Here is a 12,102-nt window from a genome sequence, read left to right on the forward strand (position 1 = left end):
CGCACCCCCGAGTGCGCCCCAGTTCCACTGCAGGTCTAGTTGCTGTAGGCCTCGAGCGGCGGGCAGGAGCAGACCAGGTTGCGGTCACCCTTGGCGCCGTCGATGCGGCGGACGGGCGGCCAGATCTTCGGGGTCGCGCTGTGGCCCGCCGGGAAGACGGCCTCTTCGCGGGTGTACGGGTGGTTCCACTCGCCGGCGGTCACGCAGGCCGCGGTGTGCGGGGCGTTGCGCAGCGGGTTGTCCTCGACGGGCCACTCGCCGGCGCCGACGCGGTCGATCTCGCGCTTGATGGCGATCATGGCGTCGATGAACCTGTCGATCTCGGCCAGGTCCTCGGACTCGGTCGGCTCGACCATCAGGGTGCCGGCGACCGGGAACGACATCGTCGGGGCGTGCAGGCCGTAGTCGGCGAGGCGCTTGGCGACGTCGTCCACCGTCACGCCGGTGGCCTTGGTGATCGGGCGCAGGTCGAGGATGCACTCGTGGGCCACGAAGCCGCCCTCACCGGTGTAGAGGACCGGGTAGTGCTCGTCGAGACGACGCGCCACGTAGTTCGCGGCCGCCACGGCGGTCAGGGTGGCGCGGCGCAGGCCGTCGCCGCCCATCATGCGCACGTACGCCCACGAGATCGGCAGGATCGACGCGGAACCCCACGGGGCGCCCGAGATCGGGCCGACACCGGTGGCCGGTCCCGCCGTCGGCTGCAGCGGGTGGTTCGGCAGGAACGGGGCGAGGTGGGACTTCACACCGATCGGGCCGACGCCGGGGCCGCCGCCGCCGTGCGGGATGCAGAACGTCTTGTGCAGGTTCAGGTGCGAGACGTCCGAGCCGAACTTGCCGTAGCGGGCCAGGCCGATCAGCGCGTTGAGGTTCGCGCCGTCGACGTACACCTGGCCGCCCGCGTCGTGGACCAGGCCGCAGACCTCGCGGACGGTGTCCTCGTACACGCCGTGGGTCGACGGGTAGGTGATCATGATCGCGGCGAGGTCGTCGGCGTGCTCGGTGACCGTGGTGCGCAGGTGGCCCATGTCGATGTTGCCCTTGTCGTCGCACTTCACGACGACGACGCGCATGCCGGCCATGACGGCGGACGCGGCGTTGGTGCCGTGGGCGGACGACGGGATCAGGCAGACGTCGCGGGCGGCGTTGCCGTTCGCGCGGTGGTAGGCGCGGATTGCCAGCAGGCCCGCGAACTCACCCTGTGAACCGGCGTTGGGCTGCAGCGACACCGCGTCGTAGCCGGTGACCTCGGCGAGCCAGGCCTCCAGGTCCGACACGATCTTCAGCAGGCCCTGGGCGTCCTCGACCGGCGCGAACGGGTGCAGCGTCGAGAACTCCGGCCACGTGATGGACTCCATCTCCGCGGTGGCGTTCAGCTTCATCGTGCAGGAGCCGAGCGGGATCATGCTGCGGTCCAGGGCGACGTCCTTGTCGGACAACGCGCGCAGGTAGCGCAGCAGCGCGGTCTCGGAGCGGTGCGCGTGGAAGACCGGGTGGGTCAGGTAGTCCGAGGTGCGGCGCAGGTCGGCCGGGATGCCGTCGGCGGTGTCGGCGTCGATGGCGTCCACATCGGACCCGGTGACACCGAAGGCCTCCCACACCGCGACGATGTGCGCGCGGGTCGTCTTCTCGTCGCAAGCGATTGCCACGACGTCGTCGTCGACCTTGCGGAGGTTGATGCCGGCCTCGCGCGCCTTCTCGACGACAGCGGCGGCCCGGCCCTCGACGCGCACCTGGACGGTGTCGAAGAACTCGCCGTGCACGACGTCGATCCCGGCCTCGCACAGGCCCGTGGCGAGCACGGTGGCCAGGCGGTGCACGCGGGTCGCGATCGAACGCAGGCCCTCGGGACCGTGGTAGACGGCGTACATGGACGCGATCACGGCCAGGAGCACCTGCGCGGTGCAGATGTTCGACGTGGCCTTCTCGCGGCGGATGTGCTGCTCGCGCGTCTGCAGGGCCAGGCGGTAGGCCAGCGAGCCGTCGGCGTCGACGGAGACACCGACGAGACGGCCGGGCAGCTGACGCTCCAGACCGGACCGGACGGCCATGTAACCGGCGTGCGGGCCGCCGAAGCCGATCGGCACGCCGAAGCGCTGCGTGGTGCCGATGACGACGTCCGCGCCGATCTCACCGGGCGCGCGCAGCAGCGTCAGCGCCAGCAGGTCGGCGACGACGACGGCCTGGGCGCCGGCGGCGTGGATCTCCTCGATCAACGCGGCCTGGTCGCGCACCACACCGGACGCACCGGGGTACGACAGCAGCACGCCGAAGAAGTCGCCGCCCAGGCCGAGGCCCTCGATGCCCTGCGACAGGTCCGCGACGACGATCTCGATACCCAGCGGCTCGGCGCGCGTCTCGATGACGGCCAGCGTCTGCGGCAGCGTGTCGGCGTCGATGACGAACTTGTTCGACTTGGACTTGCCGGCGCGGCGCACCAGCGTCATCGCCTCGGCGGCGGCGGTCGACTCGTCCAGCATGGACGCGTTCGCGACCGGCAGGCCCGTCAGGTCGCCGACCATGGTCTGGAAGTTCAGCAGCGCTTCGAGGCGGCCCTGCGAGATCTCCGGCTGGTACGGCGTGTACGCGGTGTACCAGGCAGGCGACTCGAGCACGTTGCGCAGGATCACGCCCGGCGTCACGGTGTCGTAGTAGCCGAGGCCGATCATCTGCGTCATCGGGCGGTTCTGCGAGGCGAGCTCACGGAGCTCGGCCAGCGCCTCGGTCTCGGTGGCCGGGGCGGGCAGGTCCAGCACGAGGTCGCGCTCGTGAATGGACGAAGGCACCGCGTGCTGCGCCAGCTCCTCGAGCGAACCGACGCCGATGACGTCGAGGATGCGCGCGAGTTCGGCGGGGCGCGGACCCACGTGCCGGTCGGCGAACGGGGTGCCGTGCTCGAGAGCGGCGAGCGGAATCCGGAGGGGGTGGGCCCCCTGCTGGGGGTCGGTCTTAACAGAGTCCTGCGTCATCAAACGCCTCCGGGGCTGCGGGCACACGTGTCCTGGTGCCCTCCCCGCTCTGTCCGTACCCCGAGGGGCGCCTGAGAGGTTCACCCACCGGTCAGGATGGGCTTTCACCGTCGGCGGGATCGCCAGAAAACACCTGGTGATCCACTTTCCAGAGGCGTCTCGCTCGGCGGTCCTGGATGCCTGAGAGGTTCCCGGGGAGGGACTTGCTCCTTCGGCGCCGGGCTCGGGGCCCGGTCTCTCCCGCCAGAGTTCAGCGACTACCCGAGAAGAATACCCGCAGGCAGCTCAGGTAGTCCCTAGGGACGCGACCTACATCTCAGTCCGAAGACCGGCGAGCGCCCCGGCGACCGGGTCCGCGGGGTCGTCGCGCAACGCCACGAGCAGATGCGCGGTGCCCACGACGGCGTCGCCGCGACGGGCCGCGACGAGCTTCGCCCGTTCCATCGCCCGCTCCACTTCGCCGCCGCTGACGGGCAAAGCGGCCAGGTCGATCCCCGCCTCGCGCAACGCCGCCGCCCCGCCCGACTCGAACTCCGGCTTCAGCTTTTTGCCCGCCACCTCCAGCTGGCGGTCGACGGACACCACCGCCTCCACCAGATCGCGAGAGGACACTTCCCGCCTCGCGGCCACGGCCAGCCGCCCGGCCTCGTTGCGCACGACGGTCAGCACCGGCCCGCCCAGCCCCTGGCCTCGCGCGACCCAGCGCATCAGCCAGCGCACGTACCCGCCGCCGGAGTCCCCTTCCAACGCTCCCGCCTTGCGCAGCAACCGCACGGCGGGCGCTTCCTCGATCTCCGCGTAGCGCCGCGCGGCATCGGCGCGCACCGCGGCGGCCGTCGCCTCGACGTCCACGCCGCGCAGCACGAACAGGTCGGCGGCACGTCCGGAACCCTGCTCCAGCAACGCGAGTGAGAGGTGGGTCGTGGTCAGCACGCCGCCGCCGGCCCGGGCGACCGCCGCGAGCAGACACTCCTCCAGCGCACGGCTGACGGGCAGCACGGTCTCCAGGACGAGGCGGTCGCAGGCGATGTTCATCAACGCCGTGACGTCCGGATGAGCCTCGGGAACGCCGCCGCCGTCGTCGTCCGCCCAGTGCTCGGGCCCTCGCGCCATCGCCTGGGCCCGCAGCGACTTCGCGCCGAGCTTGCGGCCGGGTCCGATGGTGTCGATCAGCGAGATCAGCAGGTTCTCGGTGCCGAGGAAGCCGAACTCCAGCCGGACCGCGCGCCGCGCCGCCGCTTCCAGCACCTTCACGACCTGGTAGGAAGGGGTGATCGTCATGCCGGAAACGCTAGGGGCGAACTGGATCCGGGCGCTTCTGCCGACCGGCCACCCACCAGTGCCAGTCGGCCACGATCAGCAGGCCGGTCAGCCGGTGGCGCGCTCACGCCGCCGGCGGGTCAGCTCGTCCTCGGTCATCGGGGCGATCTCGACGCCGTCCGCACGTTCGGACGGGAACTCGTGGATCGTGCCGGAGATCTCCCGCATCGCCCCGCTGACCGCGATGCCGAACACGCCCTGGCCACCTTGCAGCAGGTCGACGACCTCTTCGGGCGAGGTGCACTCGTAGACGGTGGTGCCGTCGGAGAAGAGCGTGATCTTGGCCAGGTCCTGCACGCCGCGGCGGCGCAGGTGGTCGACCGCGACCCTGATGTTCTGCAGGGAGACACCGGTGTCGAGCAGTCGCTTCACGACCTTGAGCACCAGGATGTCCTTGAAGGAGTACAACCGCTGGCTGCCGGAGCCGTGCGCCATCCTTATCGTCGGCGCGACCAGACCGGTCCTTGCCCAGTAGTCGAGCTGCCGGTACGTGATGCCCGCGATCTGACATGCCGCGGGTCCTCGGTAACCGACGAGCTCGTCCGGCAGCGAGGAGTCCGGGAACAGTTCACCCTGCAGCCCGGATTCGGCCCGCAAGGGCGCTTCCTCGACCACGCCTGCCTCCCCTCGGAACGGCCACGAAACTCATGACCGTCAAGCCGCCGCGTCCACTTCCGCGAAGCAGCGACGTCCACTCGAGTTCGACGGTAAGACCGGTCCGATGGCAGGTCAACGCGACGCGCGGGGAGTTGCGACTCTCAACCTTAGGTAGAGAGTCATACCCTCACCCGAACTAGCACGTTCAGGTGACGTTTAGTGATCGTTTAGCGATCGAAACGACCGTAAGTAGTCCAATCGAGGGACGTCCAAACGAACTGCCCTCACGCCCGCACGAGACGGAGTGCGACACCCGGAAAACTTCAGGCGTCCGCACCCCTGCCGTGTCTACGTGTCCGCGCCGCGGAAGTCCTCGGGGGAGACGGAGTCGAGGAACTCGCGGAACTTCTCCACCTCGTCCTCCTGCTCGTCCGGGATGATCAGGCCCGCCTCGGCCAGCACGGACTCCTCGGCGTGGATCGGCACACCGACGCGCAACGCGAGCGCCACCGAGTCCGAGGGCCGCGCGGAGACCCGCACGTCGCCGTCGAACACGAGCTCCGCGAAGAACGTGCCCTCCTGCAGGTCGGTGATCCGGACCTGTTCGAGGTTGCGCCCCAGCGCCCCGATGACGTCCTTGAGGAGGTCGTGGGTGAGCGGTCGAGCAGGACGAACGCCCTGCTGCTCCAGCGCGATCGCCGTGGCCTCGACGCTGCCGATCCAGATGGGCAGGTACCGCTCGCCCTCGGTTTCGCGCAGAAGAAGGATCGGCTGGTTCTGGGGCAGCTCCACCCGCACGCCGACGACACGCATTTCGCTCATCGGGCCTCGCCTCCCTCTAATCCGTTCGGGGACGACCCGGTTTCACACCCGAGCATCCCCCGGCGTACCTCTCCGACGCTACCCGCCAAGCGGGCCGAGTGCTCAATTGTTGCGGGCAGATCGTGATCAAGAAGGCACACTCCGCCGACTGATCAGGACTGCCGCAAGCCCGCTCGCACCAACAACGAGTGCAACGAGGCGAAGAGGCCGGCCAATTCCCGGACCGTCTCGGTATCTGAGAACGACTTCAGCAGGACCACCTCGTGATCCGCTGCCGCGCGGACCGCGCGCAGGTGCTCGCGCTCGACGCCGAGTCCGGTCATGGCCCGGATCGTGCGGAGCGCGGTGACGTCGTCGGTGGTGAAGCGGCCACCGGGGCCGGGGCGCAGCAGACCGTCGCGTTCCAGCTGGACCAGCTGTTCCGCGCTGAAACCGGTCTGGGCCAGCAGTTCGAGCCGCGAGATCGAGCCCGAGTCCACCGGGGTGGCGTCGAGCTGCTCGCGGATCACCTTGAGCGGCAAGTACCTGTCGCGTTGTGCGGACAGCACGAACCGCAACCTCTCGACGTCCGCCACGCTGAACTGGCGGTAGCCGGAGGCGGTGCGTGCCGGGCGGACCAGCCCCTCCGCTTCCAGGAAGCGGATCTTGGAGATGGTGACGTCGGGGAACTCGGGCCGAAGCTGTGCGAGCACAGCCCCGATGCTCGAGGCCCCGCGTTGTGGCCGCCCGGCCGTCACGCGTCAGGCTCCCGCGGAGCCAGGACCCGTCAGGAAGACGAGGCGGAACTTGCCGATCTGGACCTCGTCGCCGTTCGCGAGGACGGCCTGGTCGACCGGCTCACGGTTGACGTAGGTGCCGTTGAGGCTGCCGACGTCGATGACGACGAACTCGCCGCTCTCCCGGCGGAACTCGGCGTGACGGCGCGAGACCGTCACGTCGTCCAGGAAGATGTCGCTGTCGGGGTGGCGCCCGGCGCTCGTCGTGTCGCGGTCCAGCAAGAACCGGGAACCGGCGTTCGGGCCGCGCTTCACCACGAGCAGCGCGGAACCGGCGGGAAGGGCGTCAACACCGGCAACGGCCGGCTCCTGTGCGGGCGCCTCGGCGCCGCCTTCCATCTCCTGGAGGAAGTCCGCCCGGAAGACGGAGGTCCGCTCCGGGGACTGCTCCGGCGGAACGCCTGGGCCGTCGTTCGTGCTCACCTGAGCTCTCCTCCTGCTGCTGGATCCGTCACTTCCGGTAAAACCTATCGCGTTGGGGTCACCGCCTTCAGCGCGGCTCCCCTTCCGGCCGAAGATCCGGCGAAAGATCGACGTCACTCCTTCTCCACCAACGCCTTGTACGCGTCCGCGTCCAGCAGGCCTTCCAGCGCCTCGGGGTCGTTCAGCCTGATCTCGACCATCCAGCCCTCGCCGTACGGATCGGTGTTGACGGCGTCCGGCGACTGGACCAACGCGTCGTTGATGGCGGTCACCTCGCCGTCGAGCGGAGAGTAGAGGTCGGACACGCTCTTGGTGGACTCCACCTCGCCGAACGTGTCACCCGCCGCTACGGTGTGACCGACCTCGGGCAGCTGGACGAAGACGACGTCACCGAGCTGTTCCTGGGCGTAGTCGGTGATGCCGACGCGCACCGTGTTCTCGCCTGTGCTGGCGATCCACTCGTGCTCCTCGGTGTAACGAAGCTCCTCGGGAATCAACTGACTGCGCTCCTCGTGCCGAACCTGTATGGGGTGATCTTTTCACGCGACCGTGCGAGGTGTGACCCGCAGGGCCAGGAAGAACTGGTAGACGTACAGCAGCGCCGACCACAGGTAGAGGGCGCCGCCCCAGACCGTGAACGCGTAGGCGACCGGCTGCGCGAGCGCCGCCCACCCCGAGTCGCCCTGCGCCAGGAGCAGCAGGGGGAAGGCGTACAGGAGGTTGAAGGTCGCGGCCTTGCCCAGGTACGTCACCTCGAACGTGCCCCAGCCGCGTTGCCGCAGGATCAGCAGGCAGATGCCGACGACGATCTCTCGCCCGACCAGCACGAGGGCGACCCAGAGCGGCACGATGTCCCTGATCACGAACGCCAGCAACGTGCAGAACACGTAGAGGCGGTCGGCGGCGGGATCGAGCAGCGCGCCGAGGTTGCTCATCTGGTTGAGCCAGCGCGCGAGCTTGCCGTCGAGCCAGTCGGAGAACCCCGCGAACATGAGGATGAGCAGCGCCCAGCCGTCTTCGCGAGGTCCGAGCAACAGGTACAGGAAAAGCGGAACACCGGCCAGCCGCAGCACGCTGAGCAGGTTCGGAATCGTCAGCAGGCGATCAGCCGGATCACGCACACCCGCACTCTAAACGAGTGACCGCGCAGGGGCTGCCGGATGGCGTCACGGCGCGCTGTGCGACTGGTCGCGGGTATGCGGAACGTTCGTTCTCGCAGGGGTGGGGCTCAGGCTGTCCGGGTGAACGTCCAGCCGCGGCGCTGCATCTCCGCGCCGCTGATGGCGTGCGGACGGCCCCGGTCGTCGCGGCCCACCCAGCGGGCGCGGAAACCCTCGAGCACGTAGGCGTGACCCCGGCTCCACACCACGCTGCACGGCGTGGTCGGCAGCGCGGAACCGGACTCTGCGTCCTGCTGCGGCTGGGTTTCCATGGCGGTTCTCATTTCAGTCCCTCCGTGACATCAGGGATGTCGCGCACCGGGGCTCCGGCGTTATCCCTGAGAACGAATTCTGACCGACTGTGGTTCAGAACACGTGTCCTGTTTGGGTCCTTAGCGTTAACTGGGTCAAACCGCGCGCCGAGCTGTTCGGGCCCGAAGCGCGACGGATGACGAGATCCTTGCCTGCGCAACCGTTCGTCGTACGCCGATGACCGCACAACGTCCGTTCAGGATCGGCTGGGCCTAATCTCATGGCGTGAACCAGGTGAAATTCGGTGCGGAGCTCATCTCCCGGTTGATGGACCACCTGTGCTCGCGGCTCGACGGCTGCGAGGGCGTCGGCCTGAGCGTGTGGCCGGACGGCACGTTGCTGCGCTCCATCGGGGCCGCGCTCGAACTGGACGCCGAGCAGCTCAACGCCGGTGCCGGGCCGCTCGTCGACGCCTCACGCGACGAACGGCAGGTGTCCGGGGAGGTCGGCGGCACGCACGTCGTCGCCGTGCCGGGCAGCTGGGGCGACAGCGGGCCGGTCGTGCTGACGGTCTACCTGTCGCACGAGCCCCAGGTCGAGGACCTCAAGGCGATCGAGGAGATAGAGCCGCTCGTGGCGACGGCGGCCGCGGTCGTCGAGTTCTGCTCGGGCGAGGTGCTGCGCGCGGACCAGATGGTGCGGATGGTGCAGCACCGCCGTTACATCGAACAGGCGAAGGGCCTGGTCATGGGAGCACGGCCGTGCACGCCAGGAGAGGCGTTCGAACTGCTCGTGCGGGCCAGCCAGCGCGCCAACGTGAAACTGCGGGACGTGGCCACCGCGCTGGTGCTGGTCGTCGGTGGGACGCTGGAGGACGGCGCGAAGGAAGTCGTCGAGCCGCCGCCCGCCGCGTTCGAGGTCGCTCGAAGACTGTGGGACGCGCTACGCGTTTGAACCGACCATTGTCCGGGTATGGACGTCTCGACCTGTCCGGTAGAGCGGGCACTCCCGTACGGTGGTGTCCGCAGCGGTTGAGCCACCAGCCGCATCGGGGCCGCTGCGTGGCGGCTTCCTGTATTCGAGAGGAAGTACTTCGGTGACTGTGCAGGATCCGCGTGCGGAGCAGATCGAGCTGAAGGTGCGGCAGCCGGCGCCCGGAGTCACCGTCCTCGCCGTCTCCGGTGAGGTCGACATGGTGTCCGCGCCGTCGTTGCGCGACGCCCTGATCAACGGTCTCGGCGACGGTGGCGTCTTCATCGTCGACATGACCGGTGTGACGTTCCTCGGTTCCGCCGGACTGGCCGTGCTCGTCGAGGCCGCGAGGCGGGCGCAGCAGCAGGACGCCACGCTCAAGGTCGTGGCCAAGGCACGGGCCGTGACGCGTCCGCTGGAGGCGACCGGGCTCGGTGAGGTCTTCAGCCTGCACGACTCCGTCGACTCCGCCCTGGCCTAGCGCCTGCGGACGACGAGTCGGTTGCCCGCCGCACTGAGCGCCTCGGCGACGTCGTGGAGGGCCTGATCGACCCCGCCCTTCTCCACGCCGAGCCCGCTGAGCTCGACGGTCAACGGCACGGTGCCCCCACGCGCCGCCGTGGTGAGCGTGCGGCGCAGCGACGGACCTGCCTCGACAGGCACGTTCCCGCGCACGACCGCTACTACGCCGGAGGAGGTCTCGTGGATCTGGACGTCGCATTCGGGCGCCGCTCTGGCCACGGGCAGGACGGGCGAACGGGCCCGCCGCAGGCGCACGGTCGTGCCGCTCGCACTGCGGTGGATCTCGACCTCGTCCACGCTTTCACGCATGAGCAGGAAACCCCGGCCGCGCATGGTCATCGCCGGAGGCGGCACGCGCCACTGCCCGTGGTCGGTGACGTCCACCTGGGCGGAGCCGTCCAGATCGCAGTGGGCACGCACCTCCACGGTGCCGCGTGCGGCCCCCGGGTAGGCGTGCTCCACCGAGTTGTTGACCGCCTCGCTCACCGCGAGGACGAGATCACTCGCTTCGTCCTCACCGAAACCGGCACCGTGCAGCCATTCGCGAAGCTGGTGCCGCACAGGCGCCACCTCGTGCGCGTCCGCCGGGAAGCGGAGGGCAAGGAAATCTTCGTGCACCAGCACAGCGCTCCTCCGGTTGGTTGCCTTCAGCAGGTGACTTCCCTGGGCGCCCAGTCAGTACACGTGTGAAATGAGATCGATTCGGGTACGGCAATGACATGCCGTCCCTAAGCAGAACGGACTACGAGGTGGCTGTGACTCAATTGTCAGGCGTCGAGCTCCGGATGGCGGCGGATCCCACGCAGCTGTCCATCGTGCGTGCGGTCGCGGCGGACATCGCGATGCGGCAGGACTTCGACCTCGACTCGATCGAGGACCTGAAGCTCGCCGTGGACGAGACCTGTTCCACGCTGATCACGCTGGCGGCACAGGACGCCGTGCTCAGCTGCCACTTCGCGGTGGACGACAGGGGCGCCGTCCACGTCGCGGCGAAGATCTCCGCGAAGTCCGCGGCGGGTCCCGACGAGGCCAGCTTCGGCTGGCGGGTGCTGACCGCGCTCGTCGACTCCGTGCAGACGCGGGTCGAGGAGAGCGAAGGGTTCCTGGTCCACATCAACCTCGTGAAGTCCACGGCAGGGGCGGTGGATGCGTGACCGGATCGGAAGAGGCGACCAAGACCGAGGAGAAGAAGACCCGGTCGGGTGACTACGACCACCTGGCGCCGCTGTTCGCAGAGCTCGCGGGGACCCCTGAGGGCCCGGCGCGCGACACGTTGCGGGACAGGCTCGTCACCGAACACCTCCCGGTCGCCCAGCACATCGCCCGCAGATTCGGCCACCGCGGTGAACCGCACGAGGACCTCGTGCAGGTCGCGACGGTCGGCCTGATCAACGCGGTGGACAGGTTCGACCCCGAACGCGGCAGCGACTTCCTGTCGTTCGCGGTGCCGACGATCATGGGTGAGGTCCGGAAGTACTTCCGCGACTCCAGCTGGTCGGTGCGGATGCCGAGGCGGCTCAAGGAGCTGCACCTGGCGATCAACGCGGGCACCTCGCGGCTGTCCCAGTCGCTCGGTCGTGCCCCGACGCCGTCGGAACTGGCCGAGCACCTGGGCCTGTCACGCGAGGAGATCCACGAAGGACTCGCGGCCGGGAACGCTTACCAGAGCGCGTCCCTCGACGACATGCTCATGTCGGAGGACTCGTCGATCTCGCTGGGCTCGACCATCGGCGAGGAAGACCCCGAGATCGCGATGATCGAGCAACGCGAGGCGCTGCACCCGTTGCTGGAGAAGCTGCCGGAGCGCGAACGCAAGATCGTGGTCATGCGCTTCTTCGGCAACATGACCCAGACGCAGATCGCGCAGAAGGTCGGCATCTCCCAGATGCACGTCTCGCGGTTGCTCGCGAAGACGTTGCGTCAGCTGCGGGACGTGCTGGAGGAGTAGGCACGCACACGGCGCCGGGCCGCGTTGACGATCTGGCGCCGTTCGTCCTCCCCCATGCCGCCCCACACGCCGTACGGCTCCTGAGCCTCGAGCGCGTGGGCGCGGCATCGTTCGAGCACGGGGCAGTGCCCGCAGATCGCCTTCGCCTTGTCCTCCCGCGCTGCCCGCGCGTAGCCGCGTTCGTTGTCGGGGTGGAAGAAGATCGCACTGTTCTCGCCGCGGCACAAGCCGTCCATCTGCCAGTCCCACACCTCGGTGACCGGCTTGGGCAGACGAGTGGTGCAGGTCATCGCGACTCCCTGAGGACTAGGGGGAAAGAGTTGCGATCACTGCGTACCTCG

15 protein-coding genes and 2 riboswitches are annotated in these 12,102 nt (G+C 69.1%); of the genes, 4 read left to right on the forward strand and 11 right to left on the reverse strand.

Annotated features, from left to right (window positions below):
• Positions 1 to 35: 35 nt before the first annotated feature.
• From gcvP to AB0M48_RS06975, 9 genes are all read right to left on the reverse strand, one after another.
• Positions 36 to 2,969: an aminomethyl-transferring glycine dehydrogenase gene (gcvP, locus tag AB0M48_RS06935; RefSeq protein ID WP_363836509.1), complete on the reverse strand. Its 2,934-nt coding sequence runs from the start codon at positions 2,967 to 2,969 to the stop codon at positions 36 to 38.
• Between the two features lie 47 nt (positions 2,970 to 3,016).
• Positions 3,017 to 3,123, reverse strand: a riboswitch (glycine riboswitch).
• A gap of 3 nt (positions 3,124 to 3,126) precedes the next feature.
• A riboswitch (glycine riboswitch) is annotated at positions 3,127 to 3,222 on the reverse strand.
• Positions 3,223 to 3,278: 56 nt separating this feature from the next.
• Positions 3,279 to 4,250, reverse strand: coding sequence for a Clp protease N-terminal domain-containing protein (locus AB0M48_RS06940; RefSeq protein WP_363836511.1), 972 nt, complete (start codon positions 4,248 to 4,250; stop codon positions 3,279 to 3,281).
• An 87-nt stretch (positions 4,251 to 4,337) separates the two neighbouring features.
• The gene (locus AB0M48_RS06945; protein ID WP_323055945.1) at positions 4,338 to 4,904 is read right to left on the reverse strand and encodes a MerR family transcriptional regulator; all 567 of its coding nucleotides are present in this window, start codon (positions 4,902 to 4,904) and stop codon (positions 4,338 to 4,340) included.
• Positions 4,905 to 5,234: 330 nt separating this feature from the next.
• Positions 5,235 to 5,708, reverse strand: coding sequence for a bifunctional nuclease family protein (locus tag AB0M48_RS06950; protein WP_030468959.1), 474 nt, complete (start codon positions 5,706 to 5,708; stop codon positions 5,235 to 5,237).
• Between the two features lie 152 nt (positions 5,709 to 5,860).
• The gene (locus AB0M48_RS06955; protein WP_363836513.1) at positions 5,861 to 6,400 is read right to left on the reverse strand and encodes a MerR family transcriptional regulator; all 540 of its coding nucleotides are present in this window, start codon (positions 6,398 to 6,400) and stop codon (positions 5,861 to 5,863) included.
• 48 nt (positions 6,401 to 6,448) lie between these two features.
• Positions 6,449 to 6,907, reverse strand: a complete 459-nt coding sequence (gene garA, locus AB0M48_RS06960; protein ID WP_030476302.1) for a glycogen accumulation regulator GarA — start codon at positions 6,905 to 6,907, stop codon at positions 6,449 to 6,451.
• A gap of 113 nt (positions 6,908 to 7,020) precedes the next feature.
• Entirely contained in the window at positions 7,021 to 7,404 is a 384-nt protein-coding gene (gene gcvH, locus AB0M48_RS06965) for a glycine cleavage system protein GcvH (protein ID WP_319987071.1), read from the reverse strand.
• A gap of 42 nt (positions 7,405 to 7,446) precedes the next feature.
• A complete protein-coding gene (locus tag AB0M48_RS06970) occupies positions 7,447 to 8,028 on the reverse strand; it encodes a CDP-alcohol phosphatidyltransferase family protein (RefSeq protein WP_363836516.1) in 582 nt (193 codons plus the stop codon).
• Between the two features lie 107 nt (positions 8,029 to 8,135).
• On the reverse strand, positions 8,136 to 8,351 hold the full coding sequence (locus AB0M48_RS06975; protein ID WP_363836518.1) for a hypothetical protein: 216 nt from the start codon (positions 8,349 to 8,351) through the stop codon (positions 8,136 to 8,138).
• A gap of 253 nt (positions 8,352 to 8,604) precedes the next feature.
• On the opposite strand from AB0M48_RS06975, the gene AB0M48_RS06980 reads away from it, so the two are divergent.
• Together AB0M48_RS06980 and AB0M48_RS06985 are read left to right on the forward strand one after the other, a co-directional pair.
• Positions 8,605 to 9,273 carry an ANTAR domain-containing protein gene (locus tag AB0M48_RS06980; RefSeq protein WP_363836520.1) on the forward strand — a complete coding sequence of 223 codons (669 nt, stop codon included), beginning with the start codon at positions 8,605 to 8,607 and terminating at the stop codon, positions 9,271 to 9,273.
• A 142-nt stretch (positions 9,274 to 9,415) separates the two neighbouring features.
• Complete coding sequence (locus AB0M48_RS06985) at positions 9,416 to 9,772, forward strand: STAS domain-containing protein (protein ID WP_363836522.1); 357 nt, start codon at positions 9,416 to 9,418, stop codon at positions 9,770 to 9,772.
• On the opposite strand, the gene AB0M48_RS06990 is transcribed toward AB0M48_RS06985, so the two are convergent.
• On the reverse strand, positions 9,769 to 10,431 hold the full coding sequence (locus tag AB0M48_RS06990) for an ATP-binding protein (protein ID WP_363836525.1): 663 nt from the start codon (positions 10,429 to 10,431) through the stop codon (positions 9,769 to 9,771). The two genes, AB0M48_RS06985 and AB0M48_RS06990, sit on opposite strands and share 4 nt — an antisense overlap.
• 137 nt (positions 10,432 to 10,568) lie before the next feature.
• Here AB0M48_RS06990 and AB0M48_RS06995 point away from each other — a divergent pair, with 137 nt between their 5' ends.
• Complete coding sequence (locus AB0M48_RS06995; protein WP_363836527.1) at positions 10,569 to 10,967, forward strand: ATP-binding protein; 399 nt, start codon at positions 10,569 to 10,571, stop codon at positions 10,965 to 10,967.
• Complete coding sequence (locus AB0M48_RS07000; RefSeq protein ID WP_363836529.1) at positions 10,964 to 11,761, forward strand: SigB/SigF/SigG family RNA polymerase sigma factor; 798 nt, start codon at positions 10,964 to 10,966, stop codon at positions 11,759 to 11,761. Before AB0M48_RS06995 ends, AB0M48_RS07000 begins: the two co-directional genes overlap by 4 nt.
• Here the strand turns inward: AB0M48_RS07000 and AB0M48_RS07005 are convergent.
• Entirely contained in the window at positions 11,734 to 12,051 is a 318-nt protein-coding gene (locus AB0M48_RS07005; RefSeq protein WP_090072333.1) for a WhiB family transcriptional regulator, read from the reverse strand. The genes AB0M48_RS07000 and AB0M48_RS07005 overlap by 28 nt on opposite strands.
• Between the last annotated feature and the right edge of the window lie 51 nt (positions 12,052 to 12,102).

The organism is Lentzea sp. NPDC051208 (assembly GCF_040682435.1).
GTDB classification, from domain to species: Bacteria; Actinomycetota; Actinomycetes; order Mycobacteriales; family Pseudonocardiaceae; genus Lentzea; species Lentzea kristufekii.